The following is a 14,028-nucleotide window of genomic DNA, read 5'->3' as shown; positions in this document are numbered from 1 at the left end:
TTTGTGGATATTACAGTGAATATCCTCAATCTTCCACCCAGGGGACAGTTCGGAATTATTGATATAAATATACAATTAGATAATCTATGCAATGCATGGAAAAAACATAATGTATAATCCTGACCGACATCCTTATAGGCTTGAACTTGCCATGCTATCACGTGCCACAAAAGCCCCTTTGCCATTCTAAGGGCTGATTGGGCAACCAGGAAGAAACAGACGGAGATATGATTCCCTGCATTGATCTGCGGCGTGTAGAGATATGCTGCAGCAATGGGGTTGGTGTTAAGCTGCTCGGCATTGAGGATCCTTGGATCTGGGGCGTCTATATCCTCTGTATACTAAGCACACTCTTATGCGTGATTTGGCATTGTCAACTGGAATCGGGGCAGTGAGCTTGAGGCACAGGAGATCTTAGGGAGGCGTGCCTGGGAATCGAAAGAGGAGGAGATGGAGGAGAAAGAGCTGGGGTTGTGGAGGGATGAATCTACTTCTATTCAATGTCATCATATTGATATACCTTCTGATCACTCTTTATCTCGGCTATCGTGGATGGAAGGGTACTAAAGACACAGAGGGCTACAGCAGGCAGGAAGGCCATCCCTATATCATGACGCGAGCTATGGTGCGACATTTATCAGCACCTCGGCCAGATAAGTGGGATTTGGCGGAAATGCAGGGCTTTTCGGTTGGGTCTGCTCTGGCACATTCTTCAATATATTTTTGTGGGAATATTCACAGCCTTTGTCTTCTATGGCAAAAGAACCAGAAAGATGGGGCATAACCTCAATGCCATGGCCTTTCCTGAGCTGCTCGGGAGGAGATTCGACAGCAAATTCATCCAGTACTTCAGCGCCTGGTGATCTTTCTTGGAATGCCCCTTTATGCCTCAGTGGTCCTGATAGGGGCAGCAAGATTCATGGAACCACTTTGGCCATAGACTTTGGATGGGCATTGCTGATATACTCTAAGTTATAATCGCTGCTTATGTTGTCTGGGGAGGGCTTCGGGGGTCATGTACACCGATGCCTTCAGGGCACCATCATGTTCATCGGCATGGCCTTCCTCCTGTTGATGACCTACTCCCATCTGGGAGGAATAACCATCTCTCACCAGTCTCTCACAGACATGGCCCATCTTGTTCCCGGCAATCTCCCCTAGATGGGACATAAGGCTGGACAGAGATGCCCGTCTCGGCAGCAGTTGGTGGTGGACGCTGGTCTCCACCATAGTCTTAGGGGGTGGGAATAGGAGTCCTGGCCATGCCACAGCTTGCTGTTCGGTTCAAGACTGTCAAATCCAGCCGGGAGCTTAACCGGGGGTTCTGATTGGGGGATATTCATCCTCTTTATGACCAGGGTCGCCTTCACTGTGGGGCCCTCTCCAATGTCTTCTTCCTCCAGACCCAGGGCGATATAGCCATTAAGGTTGCCGGCGGGAAATGCCGACAGCATAATACCCGTTTATATCAATGCGGCGATGCCGGAGTGGTTCGTCTATATCTTCATGCTCACCCTCCTGGCAGCAGCGATGTCCACTCTCCAGCTCGCAGTTCCATACCCAGGGAAGCGCCATTGGCAGGGATGTATATGAGACGATAAGCCAGAAGAGGCAGCTCCATCATGGTCACCAGGGCAGGCATAATTCTGGCCATGGTGATCGCTGTCATACTCGGATATATCCCTTCGAGACAATATAATCGCTCGGGGCACTGCAATCTTCTTCGGCCTATGCGCATCTGCATTCCTTCCCATGTATACCACTGCTCTGTACTCGGAAGAGGGCCACTAAAGCAGGAGCTATCGCCGGCCTGTTGACGGAACATTTGTAAACCATCTTATGGTACTGTTCATCCACAAAGCAGAGGCAGTGCCACTGGGAATAAGCAAAATGCTCCCTGGGCCGGGACCTGCTGGTGGCGGATATGCCCTGGCCGGTGGTGGACCCGGTTATGGTTGCCCTGCCACTGGCAGCGTTGTCACAGTTGTGGTGAGCCTGATCTGAGAATGGACAGAGGACACCTGGAGGATTGTTTCGGGGCTGAAATAGGCGGGCTCCCTGAAGTTCTCGCTCTCCACTATTTCTCTTATTTTTCCCTTTTCGCCCGCCTAAACCAGGGCCTCTTCCAGCGGTCTTCTGGGGGTCGGCTCTCTGGTGCCAGCCTTCAGGCAGAAGATATAGAGGATCGATCCATCTGCTGCTCTGTCCTCCTCGGTCTCCTCGCCCTCCCACGCCTCCCCGGCCAGCAGGCCAGATGCCCTCGATTCCGTCTCCGTCCATTGCAGTGCCTGGCTCATCGGCTCCAGGCCAAGCCCGTCAGTGGCTCTCCCAGTAAAGATATGCGTTCCAGGGCCTGCCTGCTCTGAGCCGGGATTCTCGGTCATTTCCCGAAAGGGAGTTGTTTATGGTCTCGGTGTCCGCCTCTGTCCGGTCAGGAATGCTATCCAAGTAGGCCGCCTTTGCCTGCGCAATCTTGGCCTGAACTCCTGCCGGCCCCATACCACCCCGCGAGAGCCAATGGCCCCGCTCGCTCTTGAAGGTGATATTGGAGTATAGCGCCCTGTCGGCAGCCTCAGTCAGGCTCAAGAGCCTCTCCTTGGCCTTGGGGTCGTCCAGTAGGATGATGCTGATGTCCGGGTCGGTGTTGAGGGCTCTGATGGCAGCTGCAATCTCTTCAGTGCGTCTACTGATGCTTTCTTGCTCAATGGGGCTCTCCAGTTCTCTTCTGGCTGGCGTTCATCCCGTCCGGGGTGATGGCAGAGAAGAGGCGGGGGTCTGCTGATGGCATGGCGCCGGGCTGCAATGAGACTCTGGCGACGATATCATTGGACTGATAAGCATTCGATGCTGATGAGACTGGTTTGGGGAAGTAGCTGATAGTGCTGCTGTAGCCGAAGTGGTCAGCAGCGATGATCAGATTCTCAATAGCTCCACCAATGCTGAATACATCTCCTTTTATTGCTGTCAGCAGCCTTAAGCCACCTGGACTCATCAGCAAGAATCATGATCTCATCAGAGGAGATATCGAACCTCGAGGGCTGGGTGTTGTAGATGGATGGGGCCAGTATAGCATAATTGAGCAGGAAGGCCATCCTCTCCTCTGAGCTGCCGTTTTGAGGAAAATCGCTCTCCTTGACGCCCCAGGGGGCAAGGGATTCATTCGGCTGCCATATAATCCCTGGCACCAGCATTCCCACGACTAAAAATAGGCTTATCAATACAACTTTGCCAGCAGACGGTCCCATCTTCATGCCTCATCGAGCTTAATCTTAAAAAGCATTTGGCGCCAGGGAAATATAACCTGCGGTAGGAGGTATGCGATCGCAGGCTACGATCGCATCGATATCTCATCGATTTGTTTTCATAAGTTGCTTTCTGTGCCCCATATGGCCGATATTCCATCCTCATACTGCCTGGAGGGCATTGGGTATGCGCCGCTCGGCAGCAATTCAGTTCTATGCTCTTATGCAGATCATATTCCAGCTCAGCTCTCTATCACAGATATCTTTCGATCTATCTCCTCAGTCTCAGCCATGCACCGCTCAGTTGCTTTAGCAGCACTGATTTGCGTTTAAGCAGAGCAGCCTTTTGGCGCAGAGATCTTCCAGCACAGGCATCTTCATCATCCTCCGTCTGACACACATTCAAAATCTATCATTATTAATTATTATGTATTAGCATAAAAAGATTTCGGTCCTGTCCTGGATTTGTGCAGTTCTCTCCTGGATTTTACAGGCAGCATTCAAAAGTAATATATATGTCTTCATATACAGTCGATTATGGCGCCATAATAGTATGCTGCTCTGATATCAGTGAGCATGAACGCCTGTATTTTCCATAGAGATGAATTGAGATAAGGGGGTGGGTGAGCGGATGAGGCTGTGGGGGGGAGGGCAACTGCTGGCTGTGCCCATTATGCTTATTATTATGTTTATTAATGTCTTTATTATTCTCCTGCTCATTCCATCAGCAAACGGGATCATGGGCTATGACATCTCTGTCCGGGTGAATGACTCCTCCCTGGAGATTCACCGCTCAATCCAGGAGATGAGATTCAGTTCTGCAGGCCTCGTCGATGGGTTTGGAAACTTCTCCAGATTCAGCAGCATAGAGGGATTTGCTGGAATCAGGGCCCATGAAGTCTCCTCCTCCCCTCGGTCAGGCAGAATTGGCTATGCAGATCAACTGGCTCTGCGCCTGGGCGAGGGGCCGGTGCAGATTGCCGCTAAGTTGCAGAGCAATGTCCTGTATTCCGGCAGCGATCCGAATTTCAATGAATCCCAGAAGGTGGCCATTTCCGAGTTTGGGGCTGTTGAAGTGGATGAGAAATGGAAGGCCTTCTTTGGCAATCGAAAGAGAATTCTGTACTCCGGCCCGGGGATGAGTGTGAGGGAGTCGTATGAGAATAATGGCGATTATGTCAAAAACTCCATGGAATCATGGGAGCTGTACAGAGAGAGCCTCTACCAGACGGCTCTTAATCGCACTCTGATATCTGCCAATCTGACAGCTCACGGGGTCGATATCGATCAGAAGGGCAACCGATCAACCCTCTTTATGCTCAAGCATGGCTCTGTCGGAAGAAATACCCATTTCGATATAGGAAGAGCCGATCGATCGAATGAGGGTGAAAGCAGGATTATAGAGGACTACACCGGCCAGCAGAACATAACCATGAGGCTGAATATGGGTGACTGGATAATGAGACCGGATGATGACCGGGGATGGCTGGACTGCTGCCGCCCTGATCCATGATCTATTACATATAATTCGATCCTGATGAATTCTTATGAAGGTGTGTACCATGGATTATTCTTATATATATTGGGGAGTAATATTACTATGCTTTGAAATCATCCCTGAGCCCGGAAAAAGTGGCCGGATTTCAAGGATGAAAAAAGATAAGAGGTGGCAGGTTATGAGGATGATGATCATATTGGTAGCCCTGGCGGTCACCGGAATTTCTGGCGCCTGGGAAGAGACAAATTATCTGAACTATCAGTTTAAAAAGACAATTGACACCCAGGCCGGGGAGAACTTGCAGTGGCTTAGCGGTGTTCAGTCATCAGCACACTTCTATGAGTATGGACCGTATGGATATTCCGGTGCAGACGTCGGCAACTATGCATCAGGCGCCTATTCCGATCAGATCTTCTATCAGGGTCAATCAGTGGATACCAGTGATGTTCTCACCCAGTATGGCAGCGCCAAGCTGGGCTCCAGATCGTCCGACCTTCAGACCCCAGGAGAGGTGATGAGCTTCGGCTCGGCCACATCCGGCCAGAACATGGCCTTCTCGGGATTGTTCAATTATGTGCAGTTCTGGGGAAGCAATTACGCCCAGGTGGGGCTGGGCAAGGATAGTGCGTATACCTATTATGACTGGGCCAATCCCGCCACGTATCCCTCTATCTGCATCTGGGCGAATGATGACTCCCGCTTCTCCAGGGCGAATATGGGAACGGAGGCCACAGTGGGCTTCGAGAAGCTTATGGCTCCTGGGGCATTGACCACTATGTCCGGCGACTTCAGGGCCTGGGGGGGCTTTGACGGCGCTTATGATCCAACTGCTGATGGATCGGAGATCGGCTTCAAAGATGTAGATATCAGTGTCGACTTCTCGAAGGTGGGAACTCAGGGCTTCATGATGACGAGCTGGGATTAGAGGATAGAGGAGCAGCCAGATAAGCGTCGAGATCCTCTTTGCCACATTTATGTGGTTGATATGAGAATTGCCACCCCCCCACCCGCCGCCCACCATGCCAGCCGGTGCCACCGCGACCAGCAGCAGCAGCCGTGACCAGCCAGCCGACCATGCCGGTAGCAACCCCGTTAGGCCTGCTGATAGCAGCCATGATGCTGCTCTCTCTTACCCAGGCCGATGCCTCTTCCGGGGCTTTGGCCTTCAGCAGATCGTATCTGTCCCTGAATGATACCAGCGCGGCGAGCTTGAAGAGCATCTCCCAGAGCACCTTTTTCTATTATCCTGGCCTGTATGTGAAAGGCTATGGGGGGGCGGAGTCTGCTGTCAAATCCAGAAATGCGGAATCCATGATCATCGAGCAGTCAGCAAACTTCAGCACAATCAGCTCCCAGCATCTTGGCATGGTCTCCTCTCATATCCGGGCAAGAAATCTGACCGGGCTGGATGTATCCTTGCTGGGCATATCTTCCGCTGGCCTCCATGAAGGGAATGACCCCCGCCTGATCAGGAGTGAGAGCTCCAGTCTGGCAATGGCCTATCCGGGCGAGGGAAGATATGCCTTCTTCCTGATGGGCGGGCACTATCTGGAACTGGATTTTTGCGATCTGCCCTTCGTCTCTGCTCAAAGCCTCCCAGCATATGAGTTTGGCTTTCGGGGCGATGAATTGAGGCTTGATGAGCCGCTCGAAGTATTCGATCAGAGGATCGATCTGTTCTTCGCCCTCTCCTCGGATTATCAATCGAGCCATGCAGGCTACAGCCTCTCTCGATCAGTAGAAAATGATGACATAAGATGCCAGTCTGAGATGGAATATGCTGTGGTGAGGGGATAGCTGGGATATGGCCACTACAGCCGTTGAGCCGGATATGCTCTGTTGGAGATGCTCTACATGATAAAGCAGGATCTTTTCATCCGGATTTTGGTCTTCGTTATCCTTGTTCTGGGATCGTTCCAGTCAGGGTCAGCGGAGATCAGCCTCTCCTGTAGCATATACAATACGGCGGACTCTGTATCAGAATCTATTGCTGGTGAGAACCTGGACTTCAGTGGCCTGGCCATCCTGGAGAATGATCTCTTATCTTTGGAGGGCAGAGGATCGACGATCAACAATTGCAGCTTTTATTCTTATGAGCTGGCTCTCGGAGAGGAGCGCATACAATCTGCTGCCCGCACAGATTCCGGTCTGCTGGCCTGGCGTGGCAGTGCCACTGCGGCTATTGATCGCAAAGAAGCCACTCTCTCCTCCAGGGCATCTGTATTTGATGGTAATCTCACCTCTCTATACCGGAACTCCAATGTTGCGGTATCGGGAAGCCTCCGGCTCTTGAACTCCAGCTTTCAGGAAGCAGCAGTCATCTCTCCCCGTTCTCTCTCCTCCCTTGGCAGCGGGGCAGCAGGCAGAGGGGATGTCAGAGGGTTTGATCAGAGCCTATCGATCGAAGGATTTGAGAGATGGCTTCGAGTCGACTCCGCCTTCCTGGGAAATGCATCTTTGCAGTGGATGAGCGGGTCAGACTGCAGTCAATCGGGATACTCATTGAGAATGATGGTGCTGGGCCGATCGGATGATCCGTCTGGCATAAGCCGGATGGAGATGATGGGTACGGGCAGCGGCCTTCCCCCTCAGATGCTCCCTCCTGGGAGGCTGAATGTGAGCAGGCTATTTGCAGACGATCCCAATTCCACCATCGATGCCAGGTTCCTGGAGGAGGAGCTGGCAGCCTTCAACCGGGATAATTCCATTAATGCCAGCCTTTTTCACTGGTACAATCTCAATCAGTCATCAATTGCCAATCTGACGGGAAGTGTCCCCGATCAAGGATGGGGCAGGAACGCAGGAGTCTATTTTAAAATGAGGATGGCCCTGGAGCAAGGTAATTGAATCAAGCCCAAAGCCAAAGATGCACGTATCACATTGTATCGCTTTGTCAAGTATTCCGTATCACAGTATCACGTATCACACTGTATCATCATGGTATCACTTAGCAGATCCTATGCCAGAGCCTGCGCCATATGCTTTGCCATAGCCGCTCCCGTATTCTGGGGAGTACACCGGCAGGAAGTATGGGTAGTATGGGCTGCCCGGTTCAGGTTTTGCCTGGGAATCGGGGATCTGATAGCCATAGAGGTTGGCGTAATACGGGTACCCCACGCCAGGCACATAATACTGGCCATATGGTACGTAATTCCCGTAGAGGAAGGCATAGGCTTCCATCATCCAAAGGGCATCTTCATAGTACTCTTTCCCCGGGCAGGTTCCCTGATAGAAGGATTTCAGGTCGCAGTATCCGCCATCCGGAAAATAGCAGTTTCCATCTTTCGGACATCCTCCGTGATTGATGCAATAGGCCTCCAGGGCATTCCTCGCCACGCAGCCACCACTGCTGCTGCTCATGCCTATGGCAGCCGCTGGATTCCATATCAATAGGAGCAGTGTCAGAGATATCAGCATAATTCTTATTCTCATATTATCCCCCACTAGTTTGTGAGCTTATATTTTCTCTCATCTATGAAAGATTTTTGGTTGAATTCAATGAATCCCTGATGTAGGGCATGAAGGCTCTCATTCACAGGTGGCCGGAACAAAAAGAAGGGAAGGGGTTCCAGGAAGGATCCCAGAACTCCTGTTGCTATCTGATCTTGGAAGATACTGCTCCTGGATGAATCCAGGCGGCTCAGGATCTCTTATTGGCGAATTCCAGGTTGGTCACGCTCTCGTTTTTGATCTCAGCGGTTAGATTGACTTTCGCGGGGCGACAAGCGTCCAGCCTGGCTGAAGGATCTCTTTGACTGTGTACACGCCGGGAATCAGATCGAGGAATGCGAATTTGCCATCTACTGTTGTATTGACGCTATTGATGAGCACTCCTTCAGGCTGCTCCAAATTGACAGTCCAGTTGGCAAGGCCATCCTCATTGGCATCCCTGACCCCATCTCCGTTAAGATCCTCGAAGACCACACCCTCAATGGTGTATACCATCGTCTCATTCAGAGCAACAGTCTTATTCAAAGCAGCTTCTTCTGTCACGGCAGTCTCTTCGATTGCAGCAGGTGGCCCTTGATAGCGGTCCATTGATGCAGCAGTCTCTTGATGGCAGCAGTCTCATTGATGGCAGCAGTCTCATTGATGGCAGCAGTCTCATTGATGGCAGCAGTCTCATTGATGGCAGCGGTCTCATTGATGGCAGCGGTCTCATTGATGGCAGCGGTCTCATTGATTGCAGCGGTTTCATTGATGGCAACGGTCTCATTGATGGCAACGGTCTCATTGAGGGCTACCTCTTCAACAACAGGCGTCTCCTCCACGATAACAGATGGTGCTGGGACAACTACCTCCCTGCCCACAATGCTGCCGAGCTTTTTCGGCTCCATCTTCACCTTTTGATAGGCGTCTCTGACAGTATTATTGGCATCCATCAGCTTTATGGTATATGGATTAATAGATCCCTGCTTGATTGTATAGGGAACAATTGATCCCTGCTTGATTGTATAGGGAACGATGAATCCCTTCTGGATTGAGTAGTTGGATGCAGATTGATATTTGATCGAGTAAGGAACCCTCATGCCCTTGATGGGGGCTGTTAAGGATTTTGTCTCTGTCACCATTTCTGGGGTAAGGTTATGGGCGGCAGTTCCTGTTGATATGCTATAGCCTGCTCTTCCGGCTACATCAGCAGTGTTGGGCACTTCGCCTGCCGTTTCCATAGAGTAAGATTGACCCCCTGTCGAGGATGCAGAATAGGACTGCTCTCCTCCCGAGGTTACTGAGAAAGAGCTATCTCCTGCTGTCTCTCCCGTGTAACCCAGAGCAGGAATTATAACAATGGCCGCGATCATGATGGCCATGGCGATGGCCAGAACTTTTTTCATGTTGAATACCTCCTTTCGCACTCTCATATGGTACTTATGATTATGGCTTGAACATCCTCCCTTCTGAGAAGAATTGTCGTGGATTCTAGTTATTCTTCATATAAATAAACTTTCGTAGACGAACAGCATTAGAGGGTTGATGCATTGCACTTATGATTCTCTTCATATCCTGGAATACTGCCCTTTATCTGGCTGATGATCGAGATCATTTAGACTATTGTCGATGGCTGAAATTTTTGTATTGTTCTCTGTAGCAGAGCACCACAGAGGCCGGCGAGCAGAGTTGAGCGATCAGCCAGATTACCGGAAAAGCAGGTGGGAGCCATCACAGCAGATCTCCGTATCGGGGAATCCCTCCCTGCAGGTGGAGAAGGTGATGCCTGCCTTATGGGCATAGGCCCTTACCTCAGCAAGAATGCCCCTTCTCAAATTCCGCGGGAGATAGCGGCTGCCTGAGATTTTCTCCCCCTGTGAATAGAGCCCTTGCAGCTCCTCTCCTGTCTCTGGAAAGGCAGAGATGATCCTTTTCATGCTATCAGGCCGGGCCTTGTAGGTGGAGGAGGTTATATGCCTGACCCCGGCAGAGGAGAGGGCGATGACCAGATCCTCGATCTTGCGGTCATTGATTCCCGGAATTATGGGATCGATTCTGGATGACACATAAATCCCTGCCTCTGATAGCTTCTTTAAGGCCGATAGCCTTCTCTTCGGGGATGGCGCTCCTGGCTCCAGCCTCCTGCTGAGCCCCTCATCCACTGTGGTGATTGTGATCGCCACTGTCGCTCCCATCCCTGAGAGAATATCGATATCCCTTGTGACCAGATCGGACTTTGTGACCAACTGTACTCGAAAATCCCTCTCCATCAATATCCTCAGGCAGCCCCTGGTCAGTCCCAGATCCTCTTCCATTGGGGGATAGGGGTCAGAGCTGTTGGAGATGGCGACAGATGGGCCTGGACCGATCCTGGCCGCCTCCCGGTCCAGCCTTCTCAGCAGATCGGCCTTCGGGCGGCAGGAGGAGAAGCGGGGGATGTAGGAGGAGGCATAGCAGTACAGGCAGCCGTGCGGGCATCCAGTATAGGGATTGAGGCTGAGCTTATCCGGGCAGGTGCACAGCTCGCTCTTCCAGGGGTCAAATGCTCTGAGGATCATAGCCCCGAGATCTGAATGAGCCTCTCCAGATCGTCGGCCTCCTCCCAGGAGGATTGAGGATCGATCCCCACGACCACCGGGCGGAGGAGGAGATAGCCCTGTTCGATCCTGCGAGCCCCTCCAATTCTCAGGTTGACTATCACCTGAGGGATGACAGAGGCGCCGTTATCATCCCATTCCCTGGCCAGGCCCTTCAGCAGACGGTCCAGCTCCTGGGCATCCTTCCGGCTCAATTGGCCTCCTATCCAGCCCACAGAAATGAGCTCGTCCCCCTCTCGCAGGGCGACCTGAAACCGGGAGAGGGTATTATCCTTCCTCTTAGGGCTGCACTCCGCCCGGACGATGACCGCCGATATACGGGCCTCTCTTGCCACAATGAAATCAGCTTTGCTGCATTCGCCCGGACGGTAAAACCCTTGCAGGCTTCGCAGCATCAACCCCTCTCCCCCCTCCTCTGCCAGCTGGCCCAGGCGGTCTTTCATATATTTGTTTGTATAATTCTCCGGGAGATCCCAATCCCTGGCGACTGATATCACTGAGAAGGGCATGGGCTTGGGCCTACCTAAGACCTCCAGCAGCCTCCTTCTCCTCTCCAGAAAGGGCTTGGTGGTGATATCCTCGCCTGAGTGATAGAGAAGATCATAGGCCAGGAGGGCAGGAGACAGACTGCTCCGGCGGGAGAGCCGGCGGCGATTGATGAACCTGATGATCTCTGAGAGGGGACAGATCCTCCCGTCCCGAAAGCCTATCAGGTCGGCATCGATTATGAATTCCTCATCCATTCTGCTCAGCCTCTGGGCCAGGCCGTTCAATGATGAGGTGATGTTCTTCTGCCGGGAGCTGAAGATGTACGTCCCACCTGCAGTATTATGGACCTGCACCTTAAGGGCATGATACAGGGGAAGGACCCTCATTCTTGCAGGCTCTCTCCCCTTTATATCCTCCGCCTCCCGTTCCTCTGCCTTCAGGGGGCAGATCACCATCGGCTTGATGGGAATTCCCGGTTGGATGCGGGCTTCTTCCAGCTTGCCGCCGGCAGCCATGACGGCGATCATGCCCGGATCGGGCAGGAGGCTGTAGGCCCGGTGGAGCTGAGATCGCTCGCATCCGAAGGCCAGGGCAAAAGCAGAGAGCATGGTCTTATGCCCGATTCCAGTGAGATTATTTCCCAGAACAGTGCGGGCGATATACCTTCCCTCCAGGGGGCTTGCCTCCTGGAAGAGCCCGCGGAGGAGGGCGTTCTTCCTCTGCTCTGAGTCCTTTCCTCTGATCTGGGAGATCCGCCTCAGCTGCTCATATACTGAGAGATCCTGCAGCGGCTCAATTGTGAGTGAATTCTGCCCCTTTTCCTCCAGGGCAGCCTCAGCCACCTGCCCCATCTCCCCAAAGTTCCCTCTCAGTGCAGTGATATCCTCCTCAGAGATCTCCGCCAGGGCAGCAGAGATCCCTTCCGGCCCCACTCCCATCTCCCTGGCCTCCCAGGGCGGCCAGAGCTGGCCCAAAAGGAGGCGAACAAGAGGGCAGAGCAGGGGGGCTTCAATCTCTGCAATCAGGCGGGAGCATAAAGCGGCCTTCTGGCTGCGGGGGAGAGAGGAGATCTCATCCATGGCAGATGCTATTTGGCGGTAGAGCATTTACCTCGCGATCTTGATCTCTTTCAGTTCCCCCGCCCTCTTGGAGAGCTCCTCGATCATCGAGTCCAGCTCCTTTAGAAATTGCCCGGTCTGCTGTGTCGTTGTCGCGCCGGGAGCTGTTGCCTTGATCAGCCCCTCTTGCTCCAGTATTCTCAGGGAATAGCGCACCTTATGGCTGGGTATATCTGTCTCCTCCGCCAGCTTGAGGATGCCAATGGGCTCGTTCTCCACTACATGCTTGAGTATGAGCAGGTGCCTTTGCAGCATCTCAAGCTCCCCGCTCACTTTCTCAGTCAGAATAGATATCACATCCGTCTAAGGGATAAACTGATACTGAATGGTGGAGCGGATTTATAATTTTATCGATTGACATGGCGCATGCTAGCACAGCAGGAGGCTCAGGGGATGGGAGATGGGCTTTGCAGCGGGGCAAAAGGGAATGGAGAGCGCTTTGGATGAGTGGCTCTCCCCCGCTCATAAAAGCTCAATCAGTATCGTGCCCTGCGGGACAGAAAGTCTATGCCGTGCCTGGAGGTCACCCTCTTGCTCATATCCTTTCCCAGTATCTGGGGGGATGAGACCCCCGTGACCACCAGCATAGTCCTTAGGGTATGGTCGAGGTTCATGTCTATCTGTGCCCCCCAGATTATGCGAGCATCGGGATTGATCTTCTGATAGACCTCATCCACTACGGTCTCGGCATCGGCGATGGTCATGTCCGCTCCGCCCACCACATTCACCAGAGCGGATGTTGCGCAGGAGACATCCACATCCAGGAGAGGGCTCCGCAGGGCCTTCACCACTGAGTCCCGCGCCTTCTCCTCTCCCTCTGCCTCGCCCATTCCGATCATGGCCACTCCGCCGTTTGTCATCACTGTTCTGACGTCGGCGAAGTCCAGGTTGATCAGGCCGGGGCGGGTTATGAGCTCAGTGCTCCCCTTGACCGAGCGCATAAGCACCTCATCCGCCACCTTGAAGGCCGCCTGCAGGGGGAGGTTGGGAACGACATCAAGAAGCCTGTCGTTGGGCACCACAATCACAGTGTCCGAGACCTCTCTCAGCCTCTTCAAGCCCGCTTCTGCATTCTGCATCCTTATTGATCCCTCAGCGCTGAAGGGGATGGTGACAATGGATATGGTCAGGGCGCCCGCCTCCCGGGCGGCCTCCGCCACCACCGGCGAGGCTCCAGTGCCAGTGCCGCCGCCCAGGCCGCAGGTGACGAAGACCATGTCTGCCCCATCCACTGCCGCCTTGATCTCGTCGATATCCTCCTGCGCTGCCTCCTCGCCGATGGCAGGCAGGCTTCCCGCCCCCAGGCCGCGGGTGGTGCGCCTGCCGATCAGGAAACGGCGATCGGCATTGATATGCAAGAGGTGCTGGGCATCGGTGTTGATCGCAAAGAGCTCCGCCCCCTGAATGCCGCATTCTGCCAGCCGGTCTATGGTGTTCGAGCCTCCCCCGCCACAGCCAATTACCCTGATCACTGTGGTCAGCTCTTCCAGAACTGATACCAATTCCTCATCGCTCTGGATCATGCTGGAAGGCTTGATTCTGCTCTCAGCCTCAGCTCTGCTTATAGCGTCGTCGATGACGTACTTCATATCCATCCCCCTCTACTTTATTCGGGTCTATTCTAGTAATCTATTAGTATATAGATTTTTGCATAG

19 protein-coding genes and 1 pseudogene are annotated in these 14,028 nt (G+C 52.9%); 8 read left to right on the top strand and 12 right to left on the bottom strand.

The annotated features are described in order from the left end of the window. Positions 1-290 precede the first annotated feature (290 nt). The 3 genes and pseudogenes from IPI63_RS13070 to IPI63_RS12800 all read left to right on the top strand — a co-directional run. Positions 291-387, top strand: a pseudogene (locus tag IPI63_RS13070) (symporter small accessory protein); the annotation flags it as partial. 302 nt (positions 388-689) lie between these two features. Beyond that, positions 690-863 carry a hypothetical protein gene (locus tag IPI63_RS12805; protein WP_292478804.1) on the top strand — a complete coding sequence of 58 codons (174 nt, stop codon included), beginning with the start codon at positions 690-692 and terminating at the stop codon, positions 861-863. A gap of 124 nt (positions 864-987) precedes the next feature. After that, positions 988-1,161, top strand: a complete 174-nt coding sequence (locus IPI63_RS12800) for a hypothetical protein (RefSeq protein WP_292478802.1) — start codon at positions 988-990, stop codon at positions 1,159-1,161. Here IPI63_RS12800 and IPI63_RS12795 read toward each other — a convergent pair. Together IPI63_RS12795 and IPI63_RS12790 are read right to left on the bottom strand one after the other, a co-directional pair. Then, entirely contained in the window at positions 1,158-1,454 is a 297-nt protein-coding gene (locus IPI63_RS12795; protein WP_292478801.1) for a hypothetical protein, read from the bottom strand. The two genes, IPI63_RS12800 and IPI63_RS12795, sit on opposite strands and share 4 nt — an antisense overlap. Before the next feature lie 56 nt (positions 1,455-1,510). Continuing rightward, positions 1,511-1,669, bottom strand: coding sequence for a hypothetical protein (locus IPI63_RS12790; RefSeq protein WP_292478800.1), 159 nt, complete (start codon positions 1,667-1,669; stop codon positions 1,511-1,513). Positions 1,670-1,839: 170 nt separating this feature from the next. Here IPI63_RS12790 and IPI63_RS12785 point away from each other — a divergent pair, with 170 nt between their 5' ends. After that, positions 1,840-2,004 (top strand): hypothetical protein, encoded by a 165-nt coding sequence (locus tag IPI63_RS12785; protein WP_292478799.1) that lies wholly within the window; start codon positions 1,840-1,842, stop codon positions 2,002-2,004. Between the two features lie 104 nt (positions 2,005-2,108). On the opposite strand, the gene IPI63_RS12780 is transcribed toward IPI63_RS12785, so the two are convergent. The 3 genes from IPI63_RS12780 to IPI63_RS12770 form a co-directional block, all read right to left on the bottom strand. Then, positions 2,109-2,297, bottom strand: coding sequence for a hypothetical protein (locus IPI63_RS12780; RefSeq protein ID WP_292478798.1), 189 nt, complete (start codon positions 2,295-2,297; stop codon positions 2,109-2,111). A 19-nt stretch (positions 2,298-2,316) separates the two neighbouring features. Then, positions 2,317-2,586, bottom strand: a complete 270-nt coding sequence (locus tag IPI63_RS12775; protein ID WP_292478797.1) for a hypothetical protein — start codon at positions 2,584-2,586, stop codon at positions 2,317-2,319. A gap of 115 nt (positions 2,587-2,701) precedes the next feature. Further along, a complete protein-coding gene (locus tag IPI63_RS12770; RefSeq protein WP_292478796.1) occupies positions 2,702-2,998 on the bottom strand; it encodes a hypothetical protein in 297 nt (98 codons plus the stop codon). A gap of 863 nt (positions 2,999-3,861) precedes the next feature. Between IPI63_RS12770 and IPI63_RS12765 the strand changes: the two genes are divergently transcribed. From IPI63_RS12765 to IPI63_RS12750, 4 genes are all read left to right on the top strand, one after another. Further along, positions 3,862-4,755 carry a hypothetical protein gene (locus IPI63_RS12765; protein ID WP_292478795.1) on the top strand — a complete coding sequence of 298 codons (894 nt, stop codon included), beginning with the start codon at positions 3,862-3,864 and terminating at the stop codon, positions 4,753-4,755. Positions 4,756-4,918: 163 nt separating this feature from the next. Then, positions 4,919-5,665 (top strand): hypothetical protein, encoded by a 747-nt coding sequence (locus IPI63_RS12760; RefSeq protein ID WP_292478794.1) that lies wholly within the window; start codon positions 4,919-4,921, stop codon positions 5,663-5,665. A gap of 104 nt (positions 5,666-5,769) precedes the next feature. Then, positions 5,770-6,537, top strand: coding sequence for a hypothetical protein (locus tag IPI63_RS12755; protein ID WP_292478792.1), 768 nt, complete (start codon positions 5,770-5,772; stop codon positions 6,535-6,537). 57 nt (positions 6,538-6,594) lie between these two features. Continuing rightward, complete coding sequence (locus IPI63_RS12750; RefSeq protein ID WP_292478791.1) at positions 6,595-7,587, top strand: hypothetical protein; 993 nt, start codon at positions 6,595-6,597, stop codon at positions 7,585-7,587. 96 nt (positions 7,588-7,683) lie between these two features. Here IPI63_RS12750 and IPI63_RS12745 read toward each other — a convergent pair whose 3' ends face one another. The 7 genes from IPI63_RS12745 to ftsZ all read right to left on the bottom strand — a co-directional run bounded on the left by IPI63_RS12745 (position 7,684) and on the right by ftsZ (position 13,962). Further along, complete coding sequence (locus IPI63_RS12745) at positions 7,684-8,172, bottom strand: hypothetical protein (RefSeq protein ID WP_292478790.1); 489 nt, start codon at positions 8,170-8,172, stop codon at positions 7,684-7,686. 267 nt (positions 8,173-8,439) lie between these two features. Beyond that, positions 8,440-8,733: an SdrD B-like domain-containing protein gene (locus IPI63_RS12740; RefSeq protein ID WP_292478789.1), complete on the bottom strand. Its 294-nt coding sequence runs from the start codon at positions 8,731-8,733 to the stop codon at positions 8,440-8,442. Further along, on the bottom strand, positions 8,730-9,575 hold the full coding sequence (locus IPI63_RS12735; protein ID WP_292478788.1) for a hypothetical protein: 846 nt from the start codon (positions 9,573-9,575) through the stop codon (positions 8,730-8,732). Before IPI63_RS12735 ends, IPI63_RS12740 begins: the two co-directional genes overlap by 4 nt. Positions 9,576-9,875: 300 nt before the next feature. Next, a complete protein-coding gene (locus IPI63_RS12730) occupies positions 9,876-10,727 on the bottom strand; it encodes a radical SAM protein (RefSeq protein ID WP_292478787.1) in 852 nt (283 codons plus the stop codon). Continuing rightward, entirely contained in the window at positions 10,724-12,361 is a 1,638-nt protein-coding gene (locus IPI63_RS12725) for a hypothetical protein (RefSeq protein WP_292478786.1), read from the bottom strand. The genes IPI63_RS12730 and IPI63_RS12725 overlap by 4 nt, the downstream gene beginning before the upstream one ends. Beyond that, positions 12,362-12,646 (bottom strand): winged helix-turn-helix transcriptional regulator, encoded by a 285-nt coding sequence (locus IPI63_RS12720; RefSeq protein WP_292478785.1) that lies wholly within the window; start codon positions 12,644-12,646, stop codon positions 12,362-12,364. Between the two features lie 203 nt (positions 12,647-12,849). Next, positions 12,850-13,962 (bottom strand): cell division protein FtsZ, encoded by a 1,113-nt coding sequence (gene ftsZ, locus IPI63_RS12715; RefSeq protein ID WP_292478784.1) that lies wholly within the window; start codon positions 13,960-13,962, stop codon positions 12,850-12,852. Positions 13,963-14,028: the final 66 nt, after the last annotated feature.

It is taken from the genome of Methanothrix sp., from assembly GCF_016706325.1.
GTDB lineage: Archaea > Halobacteriota > Methanosarcinia > Methanotrichales > Methanotrichaceae > Methanothrix.
Note: the sequence above shows the minus strand (reverse complement) of the source record. Positions and strands in the feature narration are given on the sequence as shown.

Bases quoted from the DNA above. Each gene is read 5' to 3' on its own strand.
- IPI63_RS12800 (WP_292478802.1), top strand. From the start codon at position 988: ATGTTGTCTGGGGAGGGCTTCGGGGGTCATGTACACCGATGCCTTCAG.
- IPI63_RS12795 (WP_292478801.1), bottom strand. From the start codon at position 1,454: ATGCTGTCGGCATTTCCCGCCGGCAACCTTAATGGCTATATCGCCCTG.
- IPI63_RS12790 (WP_292478800.1), bottom strand. From the start codon at position 1,669: ATGACAGCGATCACCATGGCCAGAATTATGCCTGCCCTGGTGACCATG.
- IPI63_RS12785 (WP_292478799.1), top strand. From the start codon at position 1,840: ATGGTACTGTTCATCCACAAAGCAGAGGCAGTGCCACTGGGAATAAGC.
- IPI63_RS12780 (WP_292478798.1), bottom strand. From the start codon at position 2,297: ATGAGCCAGGCACTGCAATGGACGGAGACGGAATCGAGGGCATCTGGC.
- IPI63_RS12760 (WP_292478794.1), top strand. From the start codon at position 4,919: ATGAGGATGATGATCATATTGGTAGCCCTGGCGGTCACCGGAATTTCT.
- IPI63_RS12750 (WP_292478791.1), top strand. From the start codon at position 6,595: ATGATAAAGCAGGATCTTTTCATCCGGATTTTGGTCTTCGTTATCCTT.
- IPI63_RS12745 (WP_292478790.1), bottom strand. From the start codon at position 8,172: ATGAGAATAAGAATTATGCTGATATCTCTGACACTGCTCCTATTGATA.
- IPI63_RS12735 (WP_292478788.1), bottom strand. From the start codon at position 9,575: ATGAAAAAAGTTCTGGCCATCGCCATGGCCATCATGATCGCGGCCATT.
- IPI63_RS12730 (WP_292478787.1), bottom strand. From the start codon at position 10,727: ATGATCCTCAGAGCATTTGACCCCTGGAAGAGCGAGCTGTGCACCTGC.
- IPI63_RS12725 (WP_292478786.1), bottom strand. From the start codon at position 12,361: ATGCTCTACCGCCAAATAGCATCTGCCATGGATGAGATCTCCTCTCTC.
- ftsZ (WP_292478784.1), bottom strand. From the start codon at position 13,962: ATGAAGTACGTCATCGACGACGCTATAAGCAGAGCTGAGGCTGAGAGC.